The sequence below is a fragment of the Serratia rhizosphaerae genome, from assembly GCF_009817885.1.
Lineage (GTDB): Bacteria > Pseudomonadota > Gammaproteobacteria > Enterobacterales > Enterobacteriaceae > Serratia_B > Serratia_B rhizosphaerae.
Map to the genome: position 1 here is coordinate 332,097 of NZ_CP041764.1, position 23,344 is coordinate 355,440.

General features: G+C 62.6%; 26 protein-coding genes and 1 tRNA gene. 8 read left to right on the forward strand and 19 right to left on the reverse strand.

Annotated features, from left to right (window positions below; all coding sequences use genetic code 11):
* Positions 1-20: 20 nt before the first annotated feature.
* The 7 genes from hpxK to hpxU form a co-directional block, all read right to left on the reverse strand.
* Positions 21-1,283: an allantoate amidohydrolase gene (gene hpxK, locus FO014_RS01595; protein ID WP_160027317.1), complete on the reverse strand. Its 1,263-nt coding sequence runs from the start codon at positions 1,281-1,283 to the stop codon at positions 21-23.
* The gene (locus FO014_RS01600) at positions 1,280-2,521 is read right to left on the reverse strand and encodes a pyridoxal-phosphate-dependent aminotransferase family protein (RefSeq protein WP_160027319.1); all 1,242 of its coding nucleotides are present in this window, start codon (positions 2,519-2,521) and stop codon (positions 1,280-1,282) included. The genes hpxK and FO014_RS01600 overlap by 4 nt, the downstream gene beginning before the upstream one ends.
* Before the next feature lie 15 nt (positions 2,522-2,536).
* Positions 2,537-3,274, reverse strand: coding sequence for an amino acid ABC transporter ATP-binding protein (locus tag FO014_RS01605; protein WP_105230595.1), 738 nt, complete (start codon positions 3,272-3,274; stop codon positions 2,537-2,539).
* Positions 3,255-3,911 carry an amino acid ABC transporter permease gene (locus FO014_RS01610; protein ID WP_199776409.1) on the reverse strand — a complete coding sequence of 219 codons (657 nt, stop codon included), beginning with the start codon at positions 3,909-3,911 and terminating at the stop codon, positions 3,255-3,257. Before FO014_RS01610 ends, FO014_RS01605 begins: the two co-directional genes overlap by 20 nt.
* A complete protein-coding gene (locus tag FO014_RS01615) occupies positions 3,911-4,576 on the reverse strand; it encodes an amino acid ABC transporter permease (protein ID WP_160027321.1) in 666 nt (221 codons plus the stop codon). The genes FO014_RS01610 and FO014_RS01615 overlap by 1 nt, the downstream gene beginning before the upstream one ends.
* An 11-nt stretch (positions 4,577-4,587) precedes the next feature.
* Entirely contained in the window at positions 4,588-5,373 is a 786-nt protein-coding gene (locus FO014_RS01620) for a transporter substrate-binding domain-containing protein (RefSeq protein ID WP_111737344.1), read from the reverse strand.
* A gap of 236 nt (positions 5,374-5,609) precedes the next feature.
* Positions 5,610-6,449 carry a MurR/RpiR family transcriptional regulator HpxU gene (hpxU, locus tag FO014_RS01625; protein WP_160027323.1) on the reverse strand — a complete coding sequence of 280 codons (840 nt, stop codon included), beginning with the start codon at positions 6,447-6,449 and terminating at the stop codon, positions 5,610-5,612.
* A 157-nt stretch (positions 6,450-6,606) separates the two neighbouring features.
* Here hpxU and hpxW point away from each other — a divergent pair, with 157 nt between their 5' ends.
* The 4 genes from hpxW to hpxZ are packed head-to-tail and all read left to right on the forward strand — an operon-like array spanning position 6,607 to position 10,166.
* Positions 6,607-8,190: an oxamate amidohydrolase gene (gene hpxW, locus FO014_RS01630; protein WP_160027325.1), complete on the forward strand. Its 1,584-nt coding sequence runs from the start codon at positions 6,607-6,609 to the stop codon at positions 8,188-8,190.
* A 10-nt stretch (positions 8,191-8,200) separates the two neighbouring features.
* On the forward strand, positions 8,201-8,389 hold the full coding sequence (gene hpxX, locus FO014_RS01635) for an oxalurate catabolism protein HpxX (protein WP_105230589.1): 189 nt from the start codon (positions 8,201-8,203) through the stop codon (positions 8,387-8,389).
* Positions 8,386-9,783: an AtzE family amidohydrolase gene (locus FO014_RS01640; RefSeq protein WP_160027327.1), complete on the forward strand. Its 1,398-nt coding sequence runs from the start codon at positions 8,386-8,388 to the stop codon at positions 9,781-9,783. The genes hpxX and FO014_RS01640 overlap by 4 nt, the downstream gene beginning before the upstream one ends.
* Positions 9,780-10,166 carry an oxalurate catabolism protein HpxZ gene (hpxZ, locus tag FO014_RS01645; RefSeq protein WP_105230587.1) on the forward strand — a complete coding sequence of 129 codons (387 nt, stop codon included), beginning with the start codon at positions 9,780-9,782 and terminating at the stop codon, positions 10,164-10,166. Before FO014_RS01640 ends, hpxZ begins: the two co-directional genes overlap by 4 nt.
* Before the next feature lie 380 nt (positions 10,167-10,546).
* Here the strand turns inward: hpxZ and puuE are convergent, their stop codons facing one another.
* Genes puuE through FO014_RS01660 form a run of 3 tightly spaced genes read right to left on the reverse strand, consistent with a single transcriptional unit; the run spans position 10,547 to position 12,977 of the window.
* Positions 10,547-11,491 carry an allantoinase PuuE gene (gene puuE / locus FO014_RS01650; RefSeq protein ID WP_160027329.1) on the reverse strand — a complete coding sequence of 315 codons (945 nt, stop codon included), beginning with the start codon at positions 11,489-11,491 and terminating at the stop codon, positions 10,547-10,549.
* A 26-nt stretch (positions 11,492-11,517) separates the two neighbouring features.
* Positions 11,518-12,261, reverse strand: a complete 744-nt coding sequence (gene hpxA, locus FO014_RS01655) for an allantoin racemase (RefSeq protein WP_105230585.1) — start codon at positions 12,259-12,261, stop codon at positions 11,518-11,520.
* Positions 12,261-12,977, reverse strand: coding sequence for a GntR family transcriptional regulator (locus FO014_RS01660; protein ID WP_160027331.1), 717 nt, complete (start codon positions 12,975-12,977; stop codon positions 12,261-12,263). Before FO014_RS01660 ends, hpxA begins: the two co-directional genes overlap by 1 nt.
* Positions 12,978-13,119: 142 nt before the next feature.
* Between FO014_RS01660 and FO014_RS01665 the strand changes: the two genes are divergently transcribed.
* Positions 13,120-14,589, forward strand: coding sequence for an NCS1 family nucleobase:cation symporter-1 (locus tag FO014_RS01665; RefSeq protein ID WP_160027332.1), 1,470 nt, complete (start codon positions 13,120-13,122; stop codon positions 14,587-14,589).
* A 91-nt stretch (positions 14,590-14,680) separates the two neighbouring features.
* Here the strand turns inward: FO014_RS01665 and FO014_RS01670 are convergent, their stop codons facing one another.
* The 5 genes from FO014_RS01670 to FO014_RS01690 all read right to left on the reverse strand — a co-directional run bounded on the left by FO014_RS01670 (position 14,681) and on the right by FO014_RS01690 (position 18,242).
* Positions 14,681-15,109: a WapI family immunity protein gene (locus tag FO014_RS01670; RefSeq protein WP_234008634.1), complete on the reverse strand. Its 429-nt coding sequence runs from the start codon at positions 15,107-15,109 to the stop codon at positions 14,681-14,683.
* Between the two features lie 9 nt (positions 15,110-15,118).
* Positions 15,119-15,793 (reverse strand): hypothetical protein, encoded by a 675-nt coding sequence (locus FO014_RS01675; protein ID WP_246168057.1) that lies wholly within the window; start codon positions 15,791-15,793, stop codon positions 15,119-15,121.
* A 259-nt stretch (positions 15,794-16,052) separates the two neighbouring features.
* Positions 16,053-16,385, reverse strand: coding sequence for a hydroxyisourate hydrolase (uraH, locus tag FO014_RS01680; RefSeq protein WP_160027333.1), 333 nt, complete (start codon positions 16,383-16,385; stop codon positions 16,053-16,055).
* Positions 16,382-16,882 (reverse strand): 2-oxo-4-hydroxy-4-carboxy-5-ureidoimidazoline decarboxylase, encoded by a 501-nt coding sequence (gene uraD, locus FO014_RS01685; protein WP_160027334.1) that lies wholly within the window; start codon positions 16,880-16,882, stop codon positions 16,382-16,384. Before uraD ends, uraH begins: the two co-directional genes overlap by 4 nt.
* Positions 16,860-18,242, reverse strand: a complete 1,383-nt coding sequence (locus tag FO014_RS01690) for a nucleobase:cation symporter-2 family protein (protein ID WP_105230579.1) — start codon at positions 18,240-18,242, stop codon at positions 16,860-16,862. Before FO014_RS01690 ends, uraD begins: the two co-directional genes overlap by 23 nt.
* Positions 18,243-18,587: 345 nt before the next feature.
* On the opposite strand from FO014_RS01690, the gene hpxO reads away from it, so the two are divergent.
* Positions 18,588-19,742, forward strand: a complete 1,155-nt coding sequence (gene hpxO, locus FO014_RS01695) for an FAD-dependent urate hydroxylase HpxO (RefSeq protein ID WP_160027335.1) — start codon at positions 18,588-18,590, stop codon at positions 19,740-19,742.
* Positions 19,743-19,774: 32 nt separating this feature from the next.
* Here hpxO and FO014_RS01700 read toward each other — a convergent pair whose 3' ends face one another.
* Complete coding sequence (locus FO014_RS01700) at positions 19,775-20,152, reverse strand: VasL domain-containing protein (RefSeq protein ID WP_246168058.1); 378 nt, start codon at positions 20,150-20,152, stop codon at positions 19,775-19,777.
* Positions 20,153-20,405: 253 nt separating this feature from the next.
* Positions 20,406-20,493: transfer RNA gene (locus tag FO014_RS01705), tRNA-Ser, on the reverse strand.
* A gap of 228 nt (positions 20,494-20,721) precedes the next feature.
* On the opposite strand from FO014_RS01705, the gene yccA reads away from it, so the two are divergent.
* Positions 20,722-21,378, forward strand: a complete 657-nt coding sequence (yccA, locus tag FO014_RS01710; protein ID WP_015671816.1) for an FtsH protease modulator YccA — start codon at positions 20,722-20,724, stop codon at positions 21,376-21,378.
* Between the two features lie 68 nt (positions 21,379-21,446).
* Here the strand turns inward: yccA and FO014_RS01715 are convergent, their stop codons facing one another.
* A complete protein-coding gene (locus FO014_RS01715) occupies positions 21,447-22,532 on the reverse strand; it encodes an NAD(P)-dependent alcohol dehydrogenase (protein WP_160027336.1) in 1,086 nt (361 codons plus the stop codon).
* A gap of 154 nt (positions 22,533-22,686) precedes the next feature.
* On the opposite strand from FO014_RS01715, the gene tusE reads away from it, so the two are divergent.
* Positions 22,687-23,016 (forward strand): sulfurtransferase TusE, encoded by a 330-nt coding sequence (gene tusE / locus FO014_RS01720; RefSeq protein WP_160027337.1) that lies wholly within the window; start codon positions 22,687-22,689, stop codon positions 23,014-23,016.
* A gap of 11 nt (positions 23,017-23,027) precedes the next feature.
* Here the strand turns inward: tusE and yccX are convergent, their stop codons facing one another.
* A complete protein-coding gene (gene yccX / locus FO014_RS01725; RefSeq protein WP_160027338.1) occupies positions 23,028-23,306 on the reverse strand; it encodes an acylphosphatase in 279 nt (92 codons plus the stop codon).
* Positions 23,307-23,344: the final 38 nt, after the last annotated feature.

A 23,344-nucleotide genomic window follows, 5' to 3' on the forward strand; every position in this document is an offset into this window, starting at 1 on the left:
GCCCGCTGCGGGCCGGGACGTTACTCTCCCTGCGCCAGATCCGCCACCACCTGGCGGTAGGCGGCAATCGCCAACGCCACGTCCGGCGTCGCCACCGCTTCCGCCGGATGATGGCTGATCCCTCCCTTGCAACGCACAAACAGCATGCCGACCGGCCAGCGTTCCGCCATGGCGATGGCGTCATGCCCCGCGCCGCTCGGCAGCGACAGTGAACGCCCCTGCACCTGCCGCACCGCCTGCTCCAGCGCCGTCTGCAGCCGCGCGTCGCACGGGGTGGCGCCGATGTGATAATACGCCTGGGCGTCAAAACGCAGCCGACGCCGCCCGGCAATCGCCTCGGCCTCGGCCAGCAGCGTCTGCAGCAGCGCCGCCAGCGGCGCATCCTGCGGGCCGCGAATGTCCAGCGACAGCCTGACCTCGCCGGGGATCACGTTCACCGCGCCGGGCGCGCACTGTACATCGCCGACCGTGGCCACCAGGTTGCCGCCCTGCAGGCCGGCGGTGCGCTCGACAAACACCATCCACTCGGCGGCGGCGGCCAGCGCGTCTTTACGCTGCTGCATCGGCACCGTGCCCGCATGGCCGGCCTCGCCGGTAAAGCAGCAGTTGAGACGGCGCGCGCCGTTGATCGCCTGCACCACCCCCAGCGCCAGCCCCGCCTGCTCCAGGCAGGGGCCCTGTTCGATATGCAGCTCCAGATAGGCGACGATCTCACCGGCGGCGCGCGCCGCCTGATGAATCTGCGCCGGATCCAGCCCGGCGTCGCGCATCGCCTGCGCCACGCTGACGCCCTGCGCGTCGCTCTGCGCCAGCCAATCGTCCGGCCAGCTGCCGGTCAGGCCGCGGCTGCCGAGCAGCGTAATGCCAAAGCGCGTGCCCTCTTCGTCGCCAAAGCCGACGATCTCCAGCGCCAGCGGCAGACGACGCCCCTGCAGCTGCAGCGCCTGCACCACCTCGATCGCCGTCAGCACCCCCAGCATACCGTCATAGCGCCCGGCATTGCGCACCGTGTCCAGATGCGATCCGAGCAGCAGCGCCGGCGCGCCAGGCTGTTCGCCCTCGTAACGCCCGCAGATATTGCCCACGGCGTCCTGCCAGACCTGCATCCCCGCCTCCGCCATCCAGCGGCCCACCAGCCGGTTGGCCTGCAGATGCTGCGGCGAAAGGTAGACGCGCGTCAGGCCGTCCGGCGTTTCGCTGAGCGCCGCCAACTGGTCGGCGCGCGTCATCACGCGCTCGGCGGCCTGCATGTCCGTCGTCTGCGCAGTCAGCGTTTCGCTCATGCCACATCCCCGCTGCCGTAGTGATCCCACGCCGCCTGCAGCGCCGCGCCCTGCGTGGTGGCGAACTTCAGGTGATTGAGCACCGACTCCAGCGCGCTCAGGGTGGTCATCACACAGTCTTTACGCGCGTTATAACCCATGGTGCCGATGCGCCACACCTTGCCGTGCAGCGGGCCGAAGGAGGTGCCGATCTCAATGCCGAAGTCATTGAGCAGCAGCTGACGCACCCGATCGCCGTCGATCCCCGCCGGGATCACCACCCCCAGCACGTTATTCATCTTGTGGCGCAAATCGCCGAAGGTTTCCAGCCCCATCGCCTGGATGCCTTTCAGCAGCGCATCGCCGTGCAGCTTATGGCGGGCGATGCCGTTATCCAGCCCCTCTTCCAGAATCAGACGCGCGCACTCGCGGGCGGCAAACAGCGCCGAGGTGGCTTCGGTATGGTGGTTGAGCCGCTCCGGCCCCCAGTAGTCCATCACCATGCCCAGATCAAAGTAGTTGGAGTAGATCATCTCCTCCTCGCCGTCCTGGTGCGCCGCGGTGCGGATCCCCGCCTCCACGCACCTGCGGCGGCGGATCTCCGCCTCCATGCGCGGGCTGAGAGTAATCGGCGAGGTGCCGGACGGGCCGCCCAAGCACTTCTGCATGCCCGCCGACACCGCATCCAGCCCCCAGGCGTCGCTCTCCAGCGCATTGCCCGCCAGCGACGCGGTGGCGTCGGTATAAAACAGCACGTCGTAACGGCGGCAGATAGCGCCCAGCTCCGCCAGCGGCTGCAGCATGGTGGTGGAGGTATCCCCCTGCACCGTCAGCAGCAGGCGCGGACGCACGCGCTTGATGGCGTCCTCAATCTGATCCGGCGTAAACACCTCGCCCCACGGCACATCGATGGTGTGCACCTCAGCGCGACAGCGGCGGGCGATTTCACACAGCAAATGACCAAAGCGGCCAAACACCGGCACCAGCACCTTATCGCCGGGGCGAATGGCCGACACCAGCAGCGCTTCAATCCCGGCGCGCGAGGTGCCGTCCACCAGCATCGTCCAGCGGTTTTCGGTGCGGAACACGCCGCGATACAGCGCCATCACCTCATTCATATAGTGGGTCATCGCCGGATCGTATTGACCGATCAGCTGGCTCGCCATGGCGCGCAGCACGCGCGGATCGGCATTGATTGGCCCCGGCCCCATCAGCAGGCGCGGCGGCGGATTGATTTGCGAATATTGAGCGATAGCCATCGTGTTTTCCTTTCGTTAGTTAAGACCGCGCACGGAGGAGATAAACTGTTTGAGTTCAGGGGTCTGCGGATTGGCGAACAGCGTGTTGCCGTCGCCCTGCTCCCAGACGCGCCCCTGATGCATAAACACCACGCGGTCGCCCACTTCGCGGGCAAAATTCATTTCATGGGTCACCAGAATCAGCGTCATGCCCTCGGCCGCCAGCTGCTCCAGCACTTTCAGCACCTCGCCGACCAGCTCCGGGTCCAGCGCCGAGGTAATTTCATCGCACAGCAGCACCTTCGGCGACATCGCCAGCGCGCGGGCGATCGCCACCCGCTGTTGCTGGCCGCCGGACAGGCTGGCGGGGGAGAAATCCAGCCGGTCGCCCAGCCCGACCTTCTCCAGCATGCGGGCAGCCAGTTCGCGGCACTCCGCCGCGCTTTTCTTCAGCACCCGGCGCGGCGCCAGCATCACGTTTTCCAGCGCCGTCATATGCGGGAACAGGTTGAAGCTCTGGAACACCATGCCGACCGAGCGGCTGATTTCCCGCGCCTGCGCGTCGCGGTCGGTAATGGTCATACCGCCCAGTTTGATGCTGCCCTCCTGGTAGCCTTCCAGCCCGTTAATACAGCGCAGCAGCGTGCTTTTGCCGGAGCCGCTGCGGCCGATAATCGACACCACTTCCCCCATCGCGATATCCAGATCGACGCCCTTGAGCACGTGGTTGTCGCCGTAATACTTCTGCACCTGATTAATGGTGATGAGCGGCATTGAATTTATTCTCCAGATAGCGGCTGTAGCGGGACAGCGGATAGCACAAAACAAAGTAGCCCAGCGCCACCAGCGCAAAGACCTTGAACGGCTGGTAGGTGACGTTGGTCAGCATGGTGCCGGCCTTGGTCAGCTCGACAAACCCGATGATCGACGCCAGCGCCGTGCCTTTCACCACCTGCACGGCGAAGCCCACCGTCGGCGCGATGGCGATGCGCAGCGCCTGCGGCGCCACCACCCGCCACAGCGTCTGGCCGAACGACAGGCCGAGGCAGCGCGCGGCTTCCCACTGCCCCTTCGGCAGGGCGCGAATGCTGCCGTACCAGATATCCAGCAAAAATGCGCTGGTGTAGAACGTCAGCGCCAGCGCCGCCGCCGTCCATGGCGAGACGTCCACGCCGAACAACGCGACGCCGAAGAATGCCAGAAACAGCTGCATCAGCAGCGGCGTGCCCTGAAACAGGGCGCTGTAGCCGCGAATCAGCAATCCGAGCCGGCGGCCGCCGTTCAGGCGCAGCAGCAACAGCGGCAGCGTCACCAGCGCGCCGCCGATAAACGCCGTCAGCGACAGCAGCACCGTCCAGCGGCCGGCCAGCAGCAGGTTGCGCACGATATCCCAGTCGGTAAAAGAGGCCATCATGCCGCCACCCCCAGCCATTTACGCCCCGCCGCCATCATCAGCTGACGCATGGCGACGGACAGCAACAGATAGAGGCCGGTGGTCACCAGATACACCTCGAAGCTGAGGAAGGTGCGCGACTGGATCAGGCTGGCGGCGAAGGTCAGTTCCTCATAGGAGACCTGCGACACCACCGACGACCCCAGCATCACGATAATGCACTGGCTGACCAGCGCCGGATAAATACGCTGCAGCGCGGGCGGCAGCACCACCCGCAAGAACGTCTGCCCGCGGCTCAGCCCCAGCACGCGTCCGGCCTCCCACTGTCCTTTCGCCGTCACCTGGATGCCGGCGCGGACAATCTCCGTGCTGTAGGCCCCCAGATTGACCACCATCGCCAGCAGCGCCGCCTCGCCCACCGTCATTTTCAGCCCCAGGTTGGGCAGGCCGAAGACGATAAAGAACAGCTGCACCACAAACGGCGTATTGCGGATCAGCTCAACATAGGCGCCCCACAGGCGGCTCAGCCAGCCGGCGCGCCCGCTGCGAATGGCCGCGCCGACGATGCCGAGCGCCAGCCCGCCGCAGGTCGCCAGCAGCGTCAGCTGTACGGTAACCCACAGCCCCGCCAGCAGCTCCGGCCAGTACGGCCAGAGTGCGGAAAAATCCAATTGTTGCGTCATGACGGTGCGCCTTACAGCGTGAGGCTGGCAGGCAGCGGCGCTTTCAGCCACTTCTCGGACAGCGCATTCAGCGTGCCGTCCTTGATGCCCTGTTCAATCAGCGCGTCGACCTTGGCCTTCAGCGCCGGCTCGCCCTTTCTCAGGCCGATAAAACAGGGAGAATCTTTCAGCATAAAGCTCGCCACCGGCGCTTTGGCCGCGTTTTGCCGGCTGATGGCCGCCACCACCAGGTTGCCGGTGGCGACATACTGCACCTGGCCGGACAGATACGCCGACAGCGTGGTGTTATTGTCTTCATAGCGCTTAATCTGCGCCGCCGCCGGCGCAATGGCGCTCAGCACCATGTCCTCTACCGCGCCGCGCGTCACGCCGACGCTGTGGCCGGCCAGCGCGGCGGCATCGCTGAGCGGTGCCGTTTTCGGGCCGAACACGCCGAGGAAGAACGGCGCATAGGCGCGGCTAAAATCCATCACCTTTTCCCGCTCGGCATTTTTACCGAGGCTGGAAATCACCAGATCGACCTTATCGGTCTGCAGATAAGGCACCCGGTTGGCGCTGCTGACCGGCACCAGCTGCAACTTCAGTTTCATCTGCTGCGCCAGGTAGCGCGCCATATCGATGTCATAGCCCTGCGGCTGCAAATCGGTGCCCACCGAGCCGAACGGCGGAAAGTCCTGCGGCACCGCAATGCGGATAGCGCCGCGCTGCTCAATCCGCTGCCACTGGTCAGCCTGCGCCGCGGCAATGTTAGCCAGCAGACAGGCAGCGCCGGCCAGTGCGATGATGATTCTTCTCATTAGCGTTTCCCCGTAAAATTAGCATGAAACAAAAGGTTCCATAAAACCAATTCTGCAACTAATGTGCCAATCACGGCCGACGCGACGCTGACGCCGTAAAGAAACCACGCCCGCAAAATAAATGGCTGATTTTCAGTATGGAAGGAGGGTCAGGACGGCGGTGCAGCGGCAATCATCGTGAGGTACCCCTAACCCTGACGCACCAAAACAAGGCAAAGCACCATGCTGGCGCCCCGTTAACGCTGTTCCAGCTCGTCCAGCTGCTGGTAAAGGGTGGCGATCTGATGAATACGCGGGCGCCCGCTGTCCAGCAGCTGATGCAGCAGCGCATTCGCCAGCAGGTTGATCAGGCTGTTGGCGACGGCATAGCTGTCATAGGCGGACACGCTGTCCAGCGGCGCGCACAGCTGCCAGCGCGTCAGCGGAAACAGGCTGTGCGCCTGCGGCTCGCACAGCAGCAGCACCGGCACGCCGTCCGCCTGCAACTGCTGCAGCAGCGGGCGGACAATGCGCGGACGGCGGCGGAACGCCACCATCACCACCAGATCCTGCGCCGAGGCGTCCACCAGCTCTTCGCTCAGGCTCTGCCCCGGCTGCGGCAGCAGCAGCACCTGCCCGCGCGCCTGCAGCAGCTGCTGGCGCAGGTGCAGGGCCGCGGGATAGGCATTGCGCATGCCGATAATAATGATGCGGCGCGCCTTCGCCAGGGCGTCGATCGCCTCGGCGAACTGCTGCGCGTCGATGGCGTTGACCCACTGGGTCAGGTTGGCCATTTCCTGCTTATAGTGGCGCGCCAGCAGCGTATTGCCCTGCACCGCGTCGCGGTTGTCGGTCAGCGGCATGCCGCTCTGGCGCAGGGTGCGCAGCTCATCGCGCATATCTTTGTATTTGTCATAGCCGAGCCGCTTGAACAGACGGCTGACCGTCGCCTTCGACACCCCGCTCAGCCGCGCCAGCTCCGCGCTGTTATAGCTGATCAGGTCGTTAAAGTGGTCAAAGATAAAATCCGCCACGCGCTGCTCCTGCGGCGACAGGGCGGCGTACTGCGCCTTTAAACGTTCATCAAGCTGTTGCATCACGGCCTCTGTAACTTTCGTTTCACCGGACTATAGCCGCAAAGGCCGCCATCGTGCACGCCGGCGCGCAAAAAAAATTTCGCTGACGCCGCCCGTTGCGCAGAGATGGAACAACTTTTGCAACCTCGACGGCAGACGATAACCACGAGGACGATCCATGCAGAGTAATGTAGCGACCCGCGGGATGGCGGTTACGCCGCACCATCTGGCCAGCCAGAGCGCGCTGGCGGTACTGCGGGAAGGCGGCAGCGCTATCGAAGCGATGGTGGCCGCCGCCGCCACTATCGCGGTGGTCTACCCGCATATGAACGGGCTGGGAGGCGACGGTTTCTGGCTGATCGTGCCGCCGGACGGTGAACCGGTGGCGATCGACGCCAGCGGCGCCGCAGGATCGCTCGCCACGCCGGCGGCCTATGCCGATCTGAAGCACATTCCCCATCGCGGCCCGCGCGCGGCGCTGACCGTCGCCGGCACCGTCAGCGGCTGGGATGAGGCGCTGCGCGTGTCCGCCAAGCTGTGCGGACGTTCACTGCCGCTGCCGCACCTGCTGGCGGACGCCATTGACTATGCCGCGACGGGCATTCCCGTCACCGCCTCGCAGGCCGCCGCCAGTGAGGCGAAATACGCCGAACTGTGTGACCAGCCGGGCTTTGCCGACGCCTTTTTGCCCGGAGGGATGCCGCCGAAGGCCGGCAGCCGTTTTCACCAGCCGGCGCTGGCGACCACCCTGCGGCAGCTGGCGCAGGACGGGCTGGACAGCTTTTACCGCGGTGCGCTGGCCGAGCGGTTGGCGGCCGGCATGGCGCAGCTGGGTATGCCCGTCACGCTGGCGGATTTACAGCGGCACCGCGCGCGCCGCAGCCGGCCGTTGCGGCTGCAGCATCGGCAGGGCGAGGTCTGGAACCTGGCGCCGCCGACCCAGGGGCTGGCGTCGCTGGCGATCCTCGGCATCAGCGATCGATTGGCGATGGCCGACGCGGACGAAGCAACAACCATTCACCGTCTGGTCGAGGCAACCAAACTGGCCTTCGGCCTGCGCGACGCGCATATCACCGACCCCGCCAGTCTGACCGGCGACAGCCAGGCGCTGCTCGCACCGGCGGCGCTGCAGGCGCTGGCGGCGCGGGTGGACGAACGACAGGCAGCCCCGTGGGGCGCGGGCAAAGGCCCGGGCGATACGGTGTGGATGGGCGTGATCGACAACAGCGGCCTCGCCGTCTCGTTTATTCAGAGTATCTATCACGAATTCGGCAGCGGCGTGGTGCTGCCGGACAGCGGCATCGTCTGGCAAAACCGCGGCGCCGCCTTCAGCCTGGATCCGCAGCATTTGCTGGCGCTGGCGCCGGGCAAGCAGCCGTTCCACACCCTCAACCCCGCCGCCGCGCGCCTGAACGACGGCCGCGTGATGGTGTACGGTTCAATGGGCGGCGACGGTCAGCCGCAGACGCAGGCGGCGCTCTTCACCCGCTACGTACTGCAAAACGCGTCGCTGCAGGAGAGTATCAGCCGGCCGCGCTGGCTGCTGGGGCGTACCTGGGGGCAAAGCTCCGAGTCGCTCAAGCTGGAAGGCCGCTTCCCGCCGGAAATCATTACGCACCTGCGTGCGCTGGGGCATGAGGTGGAGGTGCTTGCCGACTTCACCGAGGCCATGGGGCACGCAGGCGCCATTGTCCGCCACCCGGACGGCCTGCTGGAAGGGGCATTCGACCCGCGCAGCAACGGCAGCGCCGCCGGCTTTTAAGGAGAACAGCATGACTCATTTACCCCCGGACTGGCGCGCCTACCTCGCCCAGATGGAACAGATCCTGATGCTGGAGCTGGACGATGAGCGGCGCGCAGAACTACAGCGCCAGTTTATCCGCATTGCCGCGCTGGCGGAGCCGCTGATGGCGTTTCCGCTCGATGAACGGCTGGAGGTTGCAGGAGTGTATCAGGCATGAAATTACATCAGTTAAGCATCCGCGATATTCAGCGGGCGCTCGGCAACGGCGAACTCAGCGCACAGGAGATCGCCCGCCGCACGCTTGACGATATCGCCCGCGTCAATCCGCAGATCAACGCCTGGACCACGGTCACCGCGCAGCGGATGCTGGCGGAGGCGGCGCAGATTGATACGCTGCGGCGGCAACACCAGCCGCTGCCGCCGCTGGCGGGCGTCCCTTATGCGGTGAAAAACCTGTTTGACGTGGCGGAGCACACCACGCTGGCGGGCGCGCAGCTGTTCAGCGAGCGGCCGCCGGCCGCGGCCGACAGTTGGGCGGTGCGTCAGCTGCGGCAGGCCGGCGGTCTGCTGTCCGGCATGCTGAATATGGATGCCTACGCCTACGGCTTCACCACCGAAAACAGCCACTACGGCGCCACCCGTAATCCGCACGATCTGCAGCGCATCGCCGGCGGTTCATCCGGCGGTTCAGCGGCGGCGGTCGCCGCCGGCACGGTGCACTTCTCCCTCGGCTCCGACACCAATGGCTCCATTCGCGTGCCGGCCTCGCTGTGCGGCATTTTCGGCCTGAAGCCGACCTTCGGCCGGCTGTCGCGCGCGGGCACTCAGCCGTTTGTCGCCAGCCTCGACCATATCGGCCCCTTTGCCCGTCGCTGCAGCGATCTGGCGACGGTGTACGATGCGCTGCAGGGCCGCGACCCGAAGGACGCCTTTCAGGCAGAGCGCCCGGCGCAGTTGACCGCCATGCAGCTGACGCGCGGTATGGAGGGCCTGCGCTGCGCGGTGCTCGGCGGTTATTTCACCACCTGGTGCGATGACGACGCCCGCGACGCGCTGCGGCGTGCCGCCCGGGCGCTGGAAGCGCATGATGAGCTGATGTTCCCCGAAGCGGAACTGGCCCGCTCCGCAGCCTTTATCCTCAGCGCCTCCGAAGGCGGCAACCAGTATCTGCCCGCCCTGCGCCGCGAGCCGGCGCGCTTCGAGCCGCATTCACGCGAGCGCCTGCTCGCCGGGGCGATGATCCCCGCCGCCTGGTACGTGCAGGCGCAGCGCTTCCGCCGCCATGCGCAGCAGCAGTTTATGGCCCTGTTCCGCCATGCCGACGTGCTGCTGGCGCCGGCGACGCCGTGCTGTGCAACGCCGATCGGCGCGCAGGAGATGGACATTAACGGCCAGCCGCTGCCGATACGCGCCAGCATGGGCATGCTGACGCAGCCGATATCGTTTCTCGGGCTGCCGGTGGTCAGCGCGCCGCTGCGCACCGCCGCCGGACGCCCCATCGGTTTGCAGCTGATTGCCGCGCCGTTTAACGAACAAGCCTGCCTGCGCGCCGCCGCCGCGCTGGAACAGCTGGGCATTGCGGTGGCCGATGCCGCGGAGGTAGCCGCATGATCACGCCCCCAGAGATTAACCATCCTCTGACGCTGGCCGAAGTGACCGCCGCGTTTGACCGCTACGAGCAGGCGCTGGTCAGCAACGATATCGCCGTGCTGGACGAGCTGTTCTGGCACAGCGAACGCACGGTGCGGCTGGGCGCCGGCGAGAATCTGTACGGCATCGGCGATATCCGCGCTTTCCGCGCGGCGCGCCCCGCCGCCGGGCTGGCGCGCAGGCTGCAAAATACCCGTATCGTGACGTTCGGCGAGGATTACGCGGTCTGCAGCACCGAGTTCACCCGTGAGGGCAGCACGCGCATCGGCCGTCAGCAGCAGACCTGGGTGCGTTTCCCCTGCGGCTGGCGGATTGTTGCGGCGCAGGTGAGCCTGATGGAGTAACCGTAAAACTTTGTCGGCAAGGTTTGACGAGAATTTATGCAAGGACGGCGTAAATGGAATTGCCGTAAACGATCGGCATTTTTCTGTCACGATAATGAACGGCAATTGCAGGGGCCGTAGGCGCGGCCCCTGCACCCGCGCCCGCGCTTAGGCACGTTCTGCCTGCTTCGCAGGTTCCCTCTCTGCGTCACCGTCGCCGGGCGGGTCGGCTCTACAGGCATCCCTGCCTGTGCCGCCTCAACCGGACATCCCTGTCCGGTTGCCCCTGGCTCAGGTTCCTTGTTCGGCAGCCCGTGATGCGCGCTAAAGGTCAACACCCGAATCTGTCATCACCGGGCCATTTAACAACCGGCGTTGGCATTAATAATCTTAAATTCTAGCTATCCCTGCCAGGGATGCACTCGCCGCCAGTGGTCGGCGATCTGCTGACGGGTGCAGATCCACACGCGATCGTGCTGCTGGATATAGTCCAGAAAGCGCTGCAGCGCACGGAAACGCCCCGGACGCCCCAGCAGGCGGCAGTGCATGCCGATCGACATCATCTTCGGCGAGGTCGCCCCCTCCTCATACAGCACGTCGAAGCTGTCGCACAGGTAGGTATAGAACTGCTCGGCGGTGTTAAAACCCTGCGCGGTGGCAAAGCGCATATCATTGGCATCCAGCGTATACGGCACGATCAGATGCGGCTTGCGCGTGCCGTCGCCGCACGTCACCTCGCTCCAGAACGGCAGATCGTCACCGTAGTAGTCGCTGTCATAATCAAAGCCGCCGTGCTCCGCCACCAGCCGGCGGGTATTCGGGCTGTCGCGGCCGGTATACCAGCCGGTGGGCGCTTTGCCGAACAGATTGGTCAGTACCTGCACCGCCTGCTGCAGATGACGCCGCTCGTCGTCGATCGCCATATCCTGATAGTGGATCCAGCGCCAGCCGTGGCTGACCACGTCATAGTCGGCGGCCTTGATCGCCGCGACAATCTCCGGATTGCGCGCCAGCGCCATCGCTACGCCGAACACGGTGAGCGGCAGTTCACGCCGGCGGAACTCCTGATAAATACGCCAGAAACCGGCGCGGCTGCCGTACTCATACAGCGAATCCATCGACATATGGCGATCCGGATAGCTGGCGGCGCCGATGATATCGGACAGGAACTGCTCGGAACCCGCATCGCCGTGCAGCACGTGGTTTTCCGCGCCTTCTTCAAAGTTCAGCACAAACTGAACGGCGATACGCGCCTCCCCCGGCCAGGCGGCATGCGGCGGCTGGCCGGCGTAGCCGCGCATATCGCGCGGGTAGTCCGGGTGAAGGGTGTCTGGCTGTTGATTCATACGCTGAGCTGTTGCCCCCTGAATAGTTAGCATGGATGTAATGACTGAAATTTTCCGCTGAGCGCCTTACGCTCCGGCCAGGCCAGATCGCCGTATTTACTGGTCGACAGCCCCAGCGCCGCCAGCGATTCGACCATTTTCACCGCCGCGCCGACGCCGTCGATCACCGGCATGCGCAACTCCTGCGTCAGCTCCCGCGCCAGGCTGGCCATACCGCCGCAGCCCAGCACAATCGCGCCGCAGCCGTCCTGCCGCATCGCCTGAATACAGCGTTCACGCACCATGTGCTGCGCCCGTCCGCTGCCGTCCTCCAGCGCCAGCACCGGCAGGTCGATGGCGTGCAGCGCGGCGCAGTGTTCGCTGAAGCCGTACTGACGCAGCAGATGGCGGGCGATAATCAACGTGCGCGGCAACGTGGTGACGATGGAAAAACGCGTGGCGACCAGCGTCGCCATATGCATGGCGGCCTCGGCAATGCCGATCACCGGCGCCTGCGCCAGTTCACGCGCCGCCAGCAGGCCGGGGTCGCCGAAACAGGCGATCACGTGCCCGTCGACGCCGCGCTCGCGGCCGGCCTTGATCTGTTCCAGCACCCCGATCGCGGCAACCGCCTCATCAAAATGGCCTTCAATCGACGGCACGCCCTCCGCCGGGCACACCGCCAGAATTTCGGTGCCCGGCGCTGCAGCGGCGCGGGCGGCCGCGCCAATGGTTTCGGTCATGCCGGGGTCGGTATTGGGGTTGATCACTTGTATACATACTGCGGACATCATTGCTCCTTATAGGCGGCGAACAGCCGGACAAAATCGGGATGGCCCAGTTCCGCGCGTTCAAAACGCAGGCTGGCGACAATATGGTCAAAATGCTGTTCGACGGCGGCGCTGAGCGCCGGTAAATCCCGCTGCCGCAGCAGTGCAATCAGCCGTTCATGATCATTGCAGCGGCAGCCTTGCCGCCACGGCGCGCCCCAGGCGGCAATCACCAGCGAGGAGCGCTGGCACAGCCGCGTCACCATCTCGGTCAACACCGCATTGGCGGAGATCGCCTGCAGTTGAATATGGAATGCGGCGGAGAGGCGGATAGCCGCCGGGCCGTCATGCTCCTCGTGCGCCTGCTGCTCATCGCGGATAATCGCCTCCAGCGCCGCCAGATGCGGCGGCTGACAGCGCGCCAGCACGTCCGGCAGGTTCGCCACCTCCAGCAGGGTGCGGGTGCGGAAAATATCTTTCGCCTCCTCCGCCGTCGGGCTGGCGACGTATGCACCGCGCTTGGGCGCCAGCTGCACCATTTGCACCGCCGCGAGCCGCTGCAGCGCCTTGCGGATACCGGTGCGGCTGACGCCGAACACCTCGGACAGCGCCTCTTCCGGCAGTTTGCTGCCCGGCGGCAGCTGATGTTCAACGATGGCGTTCATCAACGCCTGATAGATGGACTCATCCTTGTCATGCAGGCCGGACGCCGTTTCCAGGCGGTTTTCGCTTTTCATCACCTCACTCCTGATTAACTCTTGCGCATCAAATCGTATACATAAAAATAATTTTTTGTATACAAAATTACGCATTCTGGCCTGAATCCTGCTTCAGCGTAGCTATCCCCTCAACAGGGTTTTCATCAGAGGAGCAGGTTTCATGCCAAACAGACAAACTACGCGTCAGGGTTACAGCCCGCGGCTGTGCAATGAGGATCTGGCGCCGACCCGCGATCAGAACTGGAGCTGGTACAATATCTTTTCGTTCTGGATGTCGGACGTGCACAGCATGGGCGGTTACGTGGTCGCCGCCAGCTTCTTTACCCTCGGGCTGGCAAGCTGGCAGGTGCTGCTGTGCCTGCTGGCGGGCATTGGCATCGTGCAGCTGTGCGCCAATCTGGTGGCGAAGCCCAGCCAGATGGCGGGCGTGCCCTATGCGGTAATCTGCCGTCAGGCGTTCGGCGTGTTCGGCGCCAATATCCCGGCGGTGATCCGCGGGCTGATCGCCTTCGCCTGGTACGGCATCCAGACCTATCTGGCGGCCAACGCGCTGATGCTGGTGGCGCTGAAGTTCTGGCCGTCGCTGGCGGCGCTCACCGCCGATTCGCTGCTCGGCCTCTCTTACCTCGGCTGGATCTGCTTTGCGCTGATGTGGCTGCTGCAGGCGATGGTGTTCTGGCACGGCATGAACGCCATCAAGCGCTTTATCGATATTGCCGGCCCGGCGGTGTACGTGGTGATGCTGGCGCTGGCGGGCTGGATTGTGTATCAGACCGGGCCTGACGGCATCTCCTTTACCCTGGCCGGCAAGTCCCTGACCGCCGGCGAGCAGGCCTGGCAGATGATTACCGCCACTGCGCTGGTGGTCTCCTACTTCTCCGGCCCGCTGCTCAACTTCGGCGACTTCTCGCGCTACGCGAAGAATATGAATGAAGTACGCCGCGGCAACCGCTGGGGTCTGCCGTTCAACTTTCTGCTGTTCTCGCTGGTGACGGTGGTGATCGTCTCCGGCACCCAGTCGCTGTTCGGCCATATGATCACCGACCCTATTGAAACGGTCAGCCGCGTCGGCAACGATCTGGCGGTGGCGATCGGCCTGCTGACCATGATCACCGCCACCATCGGCATCAATATCGTCGCCAACTTCGTTTCGCCGGCGTTCGACTTTTCCAACTGCGCGCCGCAAAAAATCAGCTTCCGCACCGGCGGCATGATCGCCGCGGTGGGATCGGTGCTGCTGACCCCGTGGAACCTGTTTAACTCACCGGAGCTGATCCACTACACGCTGGACGTGCTGGGCGCATTTGTCGGCCCGCTGTTCGGCATTCTGCTGGCGGACTTCTACCTGATTAAACGCCAGCAGCTGTCGGTGGACGACCTGTTCAACGACACGCCGGCAGGTAAATACTGGTATCGCCACGGCTTTAACCCGAAAGCCATCGCCGCCCTGCTGCCTTCCGTCACCGTCGGCGTTATCCTCAGCTTTATTCCGTCGCTGCATGCTGTCGCCAATTTCAGCTGGTTTATCGGCGTGGCGCTGGGTGCGCTGGCCTACCGCTGGCTGGCGCGCGATGAGCAGCAGGCCGCCGCGCCGCGCTTCAGCGCCAAGGCGCTGCTGCCGAAGGACTAATGCCGCCGGGCCGAACGCCCGGCAATCAGGTGTAAAAAAACCACCTGCATAGCAGGTGGTTTTTTACTTTCAGCCCTCACCTCTGACATTATCAATTCTGCCATGAAATGATTTCTTCCAGACCTGAGAGTAGCTCTGGAAAATAACTCTCATCAATATCGAAGGAATCCTCAAGCGTAACGCTGTCAGCATGGTCTTCAGGTTTCAGTACCATGCTGACCCCAACGGCTCCGGCAAAGTGTAACTGGTGAAATTTCAGCGTTACCTGCTCAAATGCCGAGGATAAATCAATATCCTTAAATTTTATTCCGTTTTTCAGAGCCTGCTGGAATCCATGCACCTCTTTCCTGAACTGCTCCAACTGACCAACAAAAAACTCTGCTGCAAACTCAGTTTTTAGCCCGGGGACAGAAAATTCAACCCACACCATAATGCGGCTATAGTCTGGCTCCTCTGGCTCAGATAACCTTTCATAAGGCGTTAACTTAAGATGCCTGGTACCGCTTGTGATATCTATCACTATTCCCCCTTACGGCATGTACTGAAAGTGCATGATAGTCCAGTCAGCTTCCCTGACCAAAACCTCAAGACGGTATGATTTGTAAATATAACTGCCCTTATTTTGTCTATCTTCCACAAGCTTATATATGCGGGCTTCGTACCGGAAAATCCCTGGTTTTTTCCGTGGGTCTGCCGTTCTGGCACCATAACGAATGACCTTTTCTTGAATCTGCAAAGGCACATAGCGACCGGGCGTGAGCATATGTTTTGCCGATGACTCACTCATCCTGATAGCACGAGCTGATAAGCCCATTTTAAGGCGGCCACGCAAGATACTGACGGTAGCCTGACTAAGTTTTACCGTTACAGCCGTTTTTACGCCACTCTCCAACAATGCTTTACCAACCCGAAAAAGGCGGAATACACCAAAGGCAATTAAAGCGAGGTCTGTTGGGTCAATCAGGGGAGCTTCTAATGGCGCCTCTTCCAGTCTGACGAACACGCCATCAGCATCATAAATCCGCCACAAACCGGGAGCCTGCGCCACGGAATAGCCAATACACATCCCGCTTTCATCATCTACAATGGGCTTAGCATTCAGGGGAGGGTTACGGGGGCTGAACTCGAAGTATTCACCGGAAGGTAATTTTGACTGGAAGGTGTAAAAGCGTCCTGGCTCATCTGCAATAAATCCAACTGTCATGTCATGATTCCCTGTTGAATGTTTCCTGGGTCATCATAATGGACATTTTTACTGCAATCCACTTTGCCGGACTGTCGTTGCTCGTCTCAGGCTGCTAACGCCCCGCCTTTCTCGTTGTTCACCCCTGCCAGCACTGTTTAGGTGACTGTCGTTGCCTAACGTAATGCTTAACTTTTTGTTTCATATAAATTATGCCATTCGGTGCATATAAAAGGCCGCGAAGGCGGCCTTTTATACATCTTCTGTTTGTCGTTGACGCTCAGCTGCCCCGGTAGGTTGACCAACCGCCGGGGGCGATTAAAAACGGCAGGTGATAGTGCTGCTCCTCACTGAGCATCAGCTCGATTTGCGCGTGGACATAGGGCGTCTGCCGTCCGGCGGCCGTAAACCAGTCGCCGATGTCTGCCGTCAGGCGATAACGCCCCGCCGGCAGCGCCGCCGGAGTAAAGACGGCGATGCGGCCGTTGGCGTCGGTAAGCATGCTCGCCAGCGGCTGGTAGTCGCCGTGTTCATAACGCGCCAGATGCACGGCGACGCCGGCGGCCGGCCGGCCGGTAGAAATATCCAGAATATGGCTGCTCAGATTGCTCATGCGCCGATCACTCCTTCCAGTCTGAGTAAGGTAATTTCACGCAGCTGCGCCAGCGATGCCTGCCGCTCCTGCGCCTCGTTATTGTGCAGACGCAGGCGCAACGCCTGCAGAATCTCCGCGCCGCTGCGTCCTTTGGCGCGGATCAGGAAGACCCGACCAAAGCGCGCCTCATACTGGGTATTGGCCGTGCGCAGCGCCTCGGCAAGCTCTGCATCATGGCGATCCACCGACGCCTGCTCCTGCCGCGACAGGGCGGCGTGCGCCTGACTGCCCGTCGGCCGCTCGCCGATGCGCGGATGGGCGCTCATCGCCTGCTGCAGCTCGGCGTCGCCCCAGTGTTGCATCAGTTCCCCCGCCCGCGCCAGCAGCGCGGCGCGATCGGCATAGGGGCGCGCCTGCACCAGCGCCGACGCCCAGTCCGGGATCGCCACGCAGGGGCTGAGCAGCGCAATGGCCTCATCAAGCGGTAAACGGTTAAAGCGTTCGAGCACGTTCATCGTGACTCCTGTTGCTAACGACTGCGTCATGTTTCTCTTCCGGCATAATCAGGTTAAGGATAATCGCCACCAGACCGCCGCTGGTGGCCGCCGAGCCGAACAGGTTGCCGACCAGCGGCGGGAAATGGGTCAGAAACGCCGGCACCGCCTCAATACCGAGGCCGATGCCGAACGCCAGCCCGACGATCAGCATCGTGCGCCGCGTCAGCGGGTTCTGGGTGATGATGCGGATGCCGGCGGCAACCACACAGCCGAACATCACCATCGTCGCCCCGCCCAGCACCGGCGTGGGGATCTGGCGCAGCAGCTCGCCAAACGGCGGGAACAGCCCCAGCAGGATCAGAATAACGCCCATATAGCGCCCGACATAGCGGCTGGCAACGCCGGTCATCTGAATCACGCCGTTGTTCTGCGCAAAGGTGGTGTTCGGGAAGGCGCACAGCATCGCGGCGATCATACAGCTCACGCCGTCGGCCAGAATGCCGCCCTTCAGCCGGCTGCGGAAGGCGGCGTTATCGATCGGCTGTCGGGAGATCAGGCTGTTGGCCGTCAGATCGCCGACCGCCTCCAGAATACACACCAGCGACACCAGCGCGATAGGCAAAAAGATCGCGCTGTTGAACTGGAAGCCGAACGGGAACAGCGCCGGCAGCCGGAACCAGGTTTCACCGATCGGCGCCGGATGGAAGTTGCCGGTCAGCGCCGCCGCCAGGCAACCCGCGGCGATGCCTACTACGATCGACGCCAGCCGCAGCCAGCGGTTACCGACGCAGCTCAGCAGCACAATCACCCCCAGCGTCAGCCCTCCCAGACCGATATTGCTCATGCTGCCAAAATCCTTTGCCCCCTCGCCGCCGCACCAGTTGATCACGCTCACCTTAATCAGGCTGATGCCGATCAGCGCAATCACGCTGCCGGTGATCACCGGCGTAAAGATTTTCTTCAGCGGTTCAATAAAACGGCTGACGACCACCGGCACCAGCGCGGCGACAAAATTGACGCCGAACAGCATCGCCATAATGTCCTCAGGCCCGCCACCCTGCTGTTTCACCCACAGACCGCCGGCCACCGACACGCCAAGAAACGCAAAGCTGGTGCCCTGCATGCAGATCATGCCGGCGCCAATCCCCCATACCCGATTAGACTGCAGAAACGTGCCGATGCCGGAGGCCAGCAGCGACATGCTGATCAGGTAGGGCATCCACGCCTCCAGCCCCAGCGTGGCGCCGATCAGCAGCGGCGGGGTAATAATGCTGACCAGCCCGGCCAGTACGTGCTGCAACGCGCTAAAAAATGCCGGCAGCGGCGGAATGCGCTGTTCAAGACCGTAAAGCAGCGTGCTGTTTTTCTCGTCTGACATGCCATTATCCCTCAGTAAATACGCTTTCCCCTGAGGTGTGCACAAAACAGGCCAGCTTGTCGCCGGTGCAGCGGATCGGGCGTCAAAAAACCATATTTTTATTTTTTATCAATCGATTAACCTCGAAAATAGCCGTTGCCTCTCTTTTTCTCCGCCACTGAAACGTTGGATTCACAAACCAACATAAAGAAACTTATGATTCATAAACAGGCAAAGCCTACCCCGGAATGCTGCTTTATGGTGCAACGCTGCCGCATCCGCCGCGCTGACGGCGCGCTGCGACGGCAAATGCCGATGTGGTACGCAAATTGCTCGGGCCTATGACCGGATCTACAGGAGAACATCATGAAAGCATTGGTCATTGGCGCCGGCATCGGCGGGCTCAGCGCGGCGGTCGCGCTACAACAGGCGGGTATTGAGTGTGAGGTTTTTGAAGCCGTAACGGAGATTAAACCGGTGGGCGCGGCCATTTCCATCTGGCCCAACGGGGTGAAATGCATGCAGCATCTGGGGATGGGAGAGATTATCGAAACCTACGGCGGCCCGATGCGTTCAATGGCCTATCAGGAGTACCGCAGCGGCGCGATTATGACGCGCTTTAGCCTGGCGCCGCTGATTGAACGCGTCGCCGGCCGCCCCTGCCCGGTATCGCGCGCCGAGCTGCAGCGGGAGATGCTGGACTTTTGGGGCCGTGACCGCGTGCAGTTCGGCAAACGCGTCACCGAGGCGCAGGAAGATGCCAACGGCGTAACCGTCCGCTTCAGCGACGGCGCCAGCGCGCGCGGCGATGTGCTGATTGCCGCCGACGGCAGCCGTTCGGCGCTGCGTCCGGCGGTGCTGGGCTATGCGCCGGAGCGACGCTATGCCGGCTATGTCAACTGGAACGGACTGGTGGAGATTGATGAAGCCATTGCGCCGGCCGATCAGTGGACGACCTTTGTCGGTGAAGGCAAACGGGTGTCGCTGATGCCGGTGGCCGACGGACGCTTCTATTTCTTCTTTGACGTGCCGCTGCCGGCCGGGCTGGCGGAAGACCGCAGCACGCTGCGCGCCGATTTACGCCGTTACTTCAGCGGCTGGGCGCCGCAGGTGCAGCGGCTGATCGCCGCGCTGGATCCGGCCACCACCAACCGCATCGAGATCCACGACATTGAACCGTTCGAGCGGCTGACGAGCGGCAGGATCGCGCTGCTGGGGGATGCCGCCCACAGCACCACGCCGGATATCGGCCAGGGCGGCTGCGCTGCCATGGAGGACGCGGTGGTGCTTGGCGACGCGTTCCGCACCCACCGCGATATCGCCGCAGCGCTGCAGCAGTACGAAAGCCGGCGCTGCGAACGGGTGCGGGATCTGGTGCTCAAGGCGCGTAAGCGCTGCGATATTACCCACGGCAAAGATATGGCGCTGACGCAGGCGTGGTATCAGGAGCTGCAGCAAGAGAGCGGCGAGCACATTATCAACGGCCTGTGCGACACCATCCAGGGCGGCCCGCTCGGCTGAGAACAGAATGCGCCCGGCGGCGTCGCGCTGCGTTACCGCACCTCGCCCGGCCTCTTTTCCGCGCCGGCGGACTGTTGTAAAAAGTAGCGCGTCTGCAGCTGCTCAAGCGCCATTGCCGCCTGTTTGCGCTGCGCCTCTGAGCGGCCGGCGCTATAGCGCCGCAGGCGTTCTTCCGCCGGCGGATGGCGGTTAAACGCCTGGGTGATGGCGAACACCGACGATTTCAGCTCGCTGACGGTCATATATTTACCGTGCTTTTCATCCAGCCCGTTCAGCCGGCTGGTCAGCTGCTGCAATTTCTGCATCCCGTCGCGCCAGCCGAGGAGCGAGGTTGCCGGCAGCGCGTTAGCCTCCAGATGCTGCCGCCACGCCTGCTGCATTTCCGCCACCTCGGGATTATCCGGCCACAAGACCTGCGCCTGTTCAATCAGCTGCTGACCATAACGCAGCGGCCAGTCCGGCGGCAGCGCTAAGACCAGAGGCTCCGCAGCAGTCGTGCATCACGGGGCATATTTTCCAACCCGGCAATTGCCTGCCGGATCCGCTGCTGCATCCCTTCCGTACGGCTTATCTGCTGCAGCTCATGGCGCGCTCTGCTTAATGGCTGGCGGCAGACCATAAAGAAAAACCCCAGGCTTATCGCTAAGCCTGGGGTCTATAATATGGCGGAGGAGCAGAGATTCGAACTCTGGAACGGTTTCCCGTCGACGGTTTTCAAGACCGTTGCCTTCAGCCACTCGGCCACCCCTCCGTAATGAGGCGAACTATAAACACAGTATGTTGGCTTGTAAAGTCCACACCCGTTCAACCGCGCGAAAAACCAGCATGACGCCGCCACCCGACGAATAAAGCAGCAAATCGAACGCCGCTGCGCCAATGATAACTAAGGGTAAAGATTGGTAAACAAACTTTAATCAAGCGCTTGCACTATTTATCATCGTAACTAATTTTGTGATGACCTGATAAGAGAGATCATTATATGGACCGCACTGTCGTCTCATCCTCGCGCGATTCGTTGCTCAGCACCCACAAAGTGTTGCGTAATACCTACTTCCTGCTTTCCCTGACGCTGGGCTTCTCCGCACTGACCGCTACCGCCAGCACCATGCTGGGGCTGCCGGCGCCGGGTCTGCTGCTGATGCTGGTCGGTTTTTACGGCCTGATGTTCCTGACGCACAAGCTGGCCAACAGCCCGGCGGGCATCCTGGCCGCCTTCGCGCTGACCGGCTTTATGGGCTATACCCTGGGCCCGATCCTCAGCTCGTTTCTGAATGCCGGCGCCGGCGACCTGATAATGCTGGCGCTGGGCGGTACCGCGCTGGTGTTCTTCTGCTGCTCGGCCTACGTGCTGACCACCCGTAAGGATATGTCGTTCCTGTCCGGGATGATGATGGCGGGCTTTGTGGTGCTGCTGGTGGCGGTGATCGCCAACCTGTTCCTGCAGATCCCTGCTCTGCACCTAGCAATCAGCGCGCTGTTTATTCTGTTCTCAGCCGGCGCCATCCTGTGGGAAACCAGCAACATCATCCACGGCGGCGAAACCAACTACATCCGCGCCACCGTTGGCCTGTATGTCTCGCTGTACAACATGTTTATCAGCCTGCTGAGCATTCTGGGCTTCGCCCGCAGCAACTGATACGGCAGCCAGCACGATGATAAAAGCCTCCGCCTGCGCGGGGGCTTTTTTACGTTTAACGACCGGCGTCAGGCGCTAATCGCCAGCTTAATCACGCCGTCACGTTTTTCCGCAAACAGTTGGTAGGCGTCAGCAATCTCATCAAGCGGGAAACGATGGGTGATCAGCGGCGTCAAGTCCAGGCCGCCATGCTGCACCACGTTCATCATTCGGCGCATCCGCTCTTTGCCGCCGGGGCACAGCGCGGTGCGGATGGTGTGATCCCCCAGCCCATTGGCAATGGCGCTGACCGGCAATTGCAAATCTTCACTGTATACGCCCAGGCTGGACAGCGTGCCGCCCGGCTTGAGCACCCGCAGCGCCTGATTAAAGGTGCGCTGCGTGCCCAGACACTCAATGCTGGCATCCACGCCGCGCCCGCCGGTAATTTTCAGGATCTCATCCACCACGTCGACCTGTTTGTAATTCAGCAGCACGTTGGCCCCCAGCCGGCCGGCCATCGCCAGCTTCTCCGGCGCGCTGCTGACGGCGATCACCAGGCTGGCGCCGCGCAGACGCGCACCGGCGGTCGCACACAGGCCAATCGGCCCCTGAGCAAACACCGCCACGACATCGCCGATCTTGATACCGGCGTTTTCCGCGCCCTTAAAGCCGGTGGACATCACGTCCGGACACATCAGCACCTGCTCATCGGACAGGCCGTCAGGAATCGGCGCCAGGTTTGCCTCGGCATCCGGTACCAGCACGTACTCCGCCTGGGTGCCGTCAATCACGTTGCCAAAGCGCCAGCCGGCGGTGGCCTTATAACCGTGGCAACCACATCCCGCCAGATGAGCGCCGTCCTGCGCGGGATAGCCGTCCTGGCAGGGATAAGAGGTAAACGAGGGGCAAATGGCGCCGGCCAGCGCCCGCTGCCCCTCGCGGTAGCCTTTCACGTTGCTGCCCAGTTTTTCGATAATCCCAACCGGCTCATGGCCCACGGTCAGCCTCCTGGACACCGGATATTCCCCTTTCAGAATATGAATATCCGTACCGCAAATGGTGGTGGTGGTAATCTTCAGCAGCGCATCATTCGGACCGGGAGCAGGAATAGGCTTATCAACCAGCTCAATACGCCCTTTCTCAATAAAGGCAGCGGCTTTCATCATACTCATGTCAGCTTCCTTAACGCTCAGGTGAGTGGGAGGCAGGCGGGCACATAACACGCCCAACCTGAGTGTAGTCAAGGCCGCCGCCGGCGCTGGTGTTTGCTGTCGTTAAAATTTGCTAGACTGCGCAACGTGATCAGTTACCCGTTATTGAGGCAGTATGTTGGAGTTTGAAGGTCAGATTATTGATACCGATGCGCAGGGCTACCTGAAAAACAGCGCCGATTGGCATGAAGGCCTGGCGCCGCTGTTGGCGGCGCAGGAAGAGATTGTCCTGACGGAGGCGCACTGGGAAGTGGTGCGTTTTGTGCGTAATTTCTATCAGGAGTTTAATACCTCACCGGCAATTCGCATGCTGGTGAAAGCCATGGCGCAAAAATATGGCGAAGAGAAAGGCAACAGCCGCTATTTATACCGTTTGTTCCCGAAAGGCCCGGCCAAACAGGCGACCAAGATCGCCGGCCTGCCCAAGCCGGTCAAATGTATCTAATCCACCGACGCTCAGTAGCGAATTGTAAACCCCTGTAGGGCCTGCTCGCCGCCTGGCTCCACCAGCACGCGGTCAACCCGCGCGCTGCGTGGGCCGCCCTGCTTCAGCCAGTCGATCAGCGCCTCAACCTGCGGCGGTTCCCCGCACGCCAGCACTTCCACGCTGCCGTCATCCAGATTGCGCGCATAGCCGTTCAGGCCCAACGCCGTCGCCTTAACCTGCGTGTTGTAACGGAAACCCACGCCCTGCACCATGCCGTAGACATATGCCACTCTGCAAATATGCGTCATCACTGCCCCCTTGCTGCAACTCCACCGGGTTATTCCGT

What these genes read in the sequence shown, in the direction of transcription:
- hpxK (WP_160027317.1), bottom strand. Translation starts at nt 1,283, where the DNA reads ATGAGCGAAACGCTGACTGCGCAGACGACGGACATGCAGGCCGCCGAG.
- FO014_RS01600 (WP_160027319.1), bottom strand. Translation starts at nt 2,521, where the DNA reads ATGGCTATCGCTCAATATTCGCAAATCAATCCGCCGCCGCGCCTGCTG.
- FO014_RS01605 (WP_105230595.1), bottom strand. Translation starts at nt 3,274, where the DNA reads ATGCCGCTCATCACCATTAATCAGGTGCAGAAGTATTACGGCGACAAC.
- FO014_RS01610 (WP_199776409.1), bottom strand. Translation starts at nt 3,911, where the DNA reads ATGGCCTCTTTTACCGACTGGGATATCGTGCGCAACCTGCTGCTGGCC.
- FO014_RS01615 (WP_160027321.1), bottom strand. Translation starts at nt 4,576, where the DNA reads ATGACGCAACAATTGGATTTTTCCGCACTCTGGCCGTACTGGCCGGAG.
- FO014_RS01620 (WP_111737344.1), bottom strand. Translation starts at nt 5,373, where the DNA reads ATGAGAAGAATCATCATCGCACTGGCCGGCGCTGCCTGTCTGCTGGCT.
- hpxU (WP_160027323.1), bottom strand. Translation starts at nt 6,449, where the DNA reads ATGCAACAGCTTGATGAACGTTTAAAGGCGCAGTACGCCGCCCTGTCG.
- hpxW (WP_160027325.1), top strand. Translation starts at nt 6,607, where the DNA reads ATGCAGAGTAATGTAGCGACCCGCGGGATGGCGGTTACGCCGCACCAT.
- hpxX (WP_105230589.1), top strand. Translation starts at nt 8,201, where the DNA reads ATGACTCATTTACCCCCGGACTGGCGCGCCTACCTCGCCCAGATGGAA.
- FO014_RS01640 (WP_160027327.1), top strand. Translation starts at nt 8,386, where the DNA reads ATGAAATTACATCAGTTAAGCATCCGCGATATTCAGCGGGCGCTCGGC.
- hpxZ (WP_105230587.1), top strand. Translation starts at nt 9,780, where the DNA reads ATGATCACGCCCCCAGAGATTAACCATCCTCTGACGCTGGCCGAAGTG.
- puuE (WP_160027329.1), bottom strand. Translation starts at nt 11,491, where the DNA reads ATGAATCAACAGCCAGACACCCTTCACCCGGACTACCCGCGCGATATG.
- hpxA (WP_105230585.1), bottom strand. Translation starts at nt 12,261, where the DNA reads ATGTCCGCAGTATGTATACAAGTGATCAACCCCAATACCGACCCCGGC.
- FO014_RS01660 (WP_160027331.1), bottom strand. Translation starts at nt 12,977, where the DNA reads ATGAAAAGCGAAAACCGCCTGGAAACGGCGTCCGGCCTGCATGACAAG.
- FO014_RS01665 (WP_160027332.1), top strand. Translation starts at nt 13,120, where the DNA reads ATGCCAAACAGACAAACTACGCGTCAGGGTTACAGCCCGCGGCTGTGC.
- FO014_RS01675 (WP_246168057.1), bottom strand. Translation starts at nt 15,793, where the DNA reads ATGACAGTTGGATTTATTGCAGATGAGCCAGGACGCTTTTACACCTTC.
- uraH (WP_160027333.1), bottom strand. Translation starts at nt 16,385, where the DNA reads ATGAGCAATCTGAGCAGCCATATTCTGGATATTTCTACCGGCCGGCCG.
- uraD (WP_160027334.1), bottom strand. Translation starts at nt 16,882, where the DNA reads ATGAACGTGCTCGAACGCTTTAACCGTTTACCGCTTGATGAGGCCATT.
- FO014_RS01690 (WP_105230579.1), bottom strand. Translation starts at nt 18,242, where the DNA reads ATGTCAGACGAGAAAAACAGCACGCTGCTTTACGGTCTTGAACAGCGC.
- hpxO (WP_160027335.1), top strand. Translation starts at nt 18,588, where the DNA reads ATGAAAGCATTGGTCATTGGCGCCGGCATCGGCGGGCTCAGCGCGGCG.
- yccA (WP_015671816.1), top strand. Translation starts at nt 20,722, where the DNA reads ATGGACCGCACTGTCGTCTCATCCTCGCGCGATTCGTTGCTCAGCACC.
- FO014_RS01715 (WP_160027336.1), bottom strand. Translation starts at nt 22,532, where the DNA reads ATGAGTATGATGAAAGCCGCTGCCTTTATTGAGAAAGGGCGTATTGAG.
- tusE (WP_160027337.1), top strand. Translation starts at nt 22,687, where the DNA reads ATGTTGGAGTTTGAAGGTCAGATTATTGATACCGATGCGCAGGGCTAC.
- yccX (WP_160027338.1), bottom strand. Translation starts at nt 23,306, where the DNA reads ATGACGCATATTTGCAGAGTGGCATATGTCTACGGCATGGTGCAGGGC.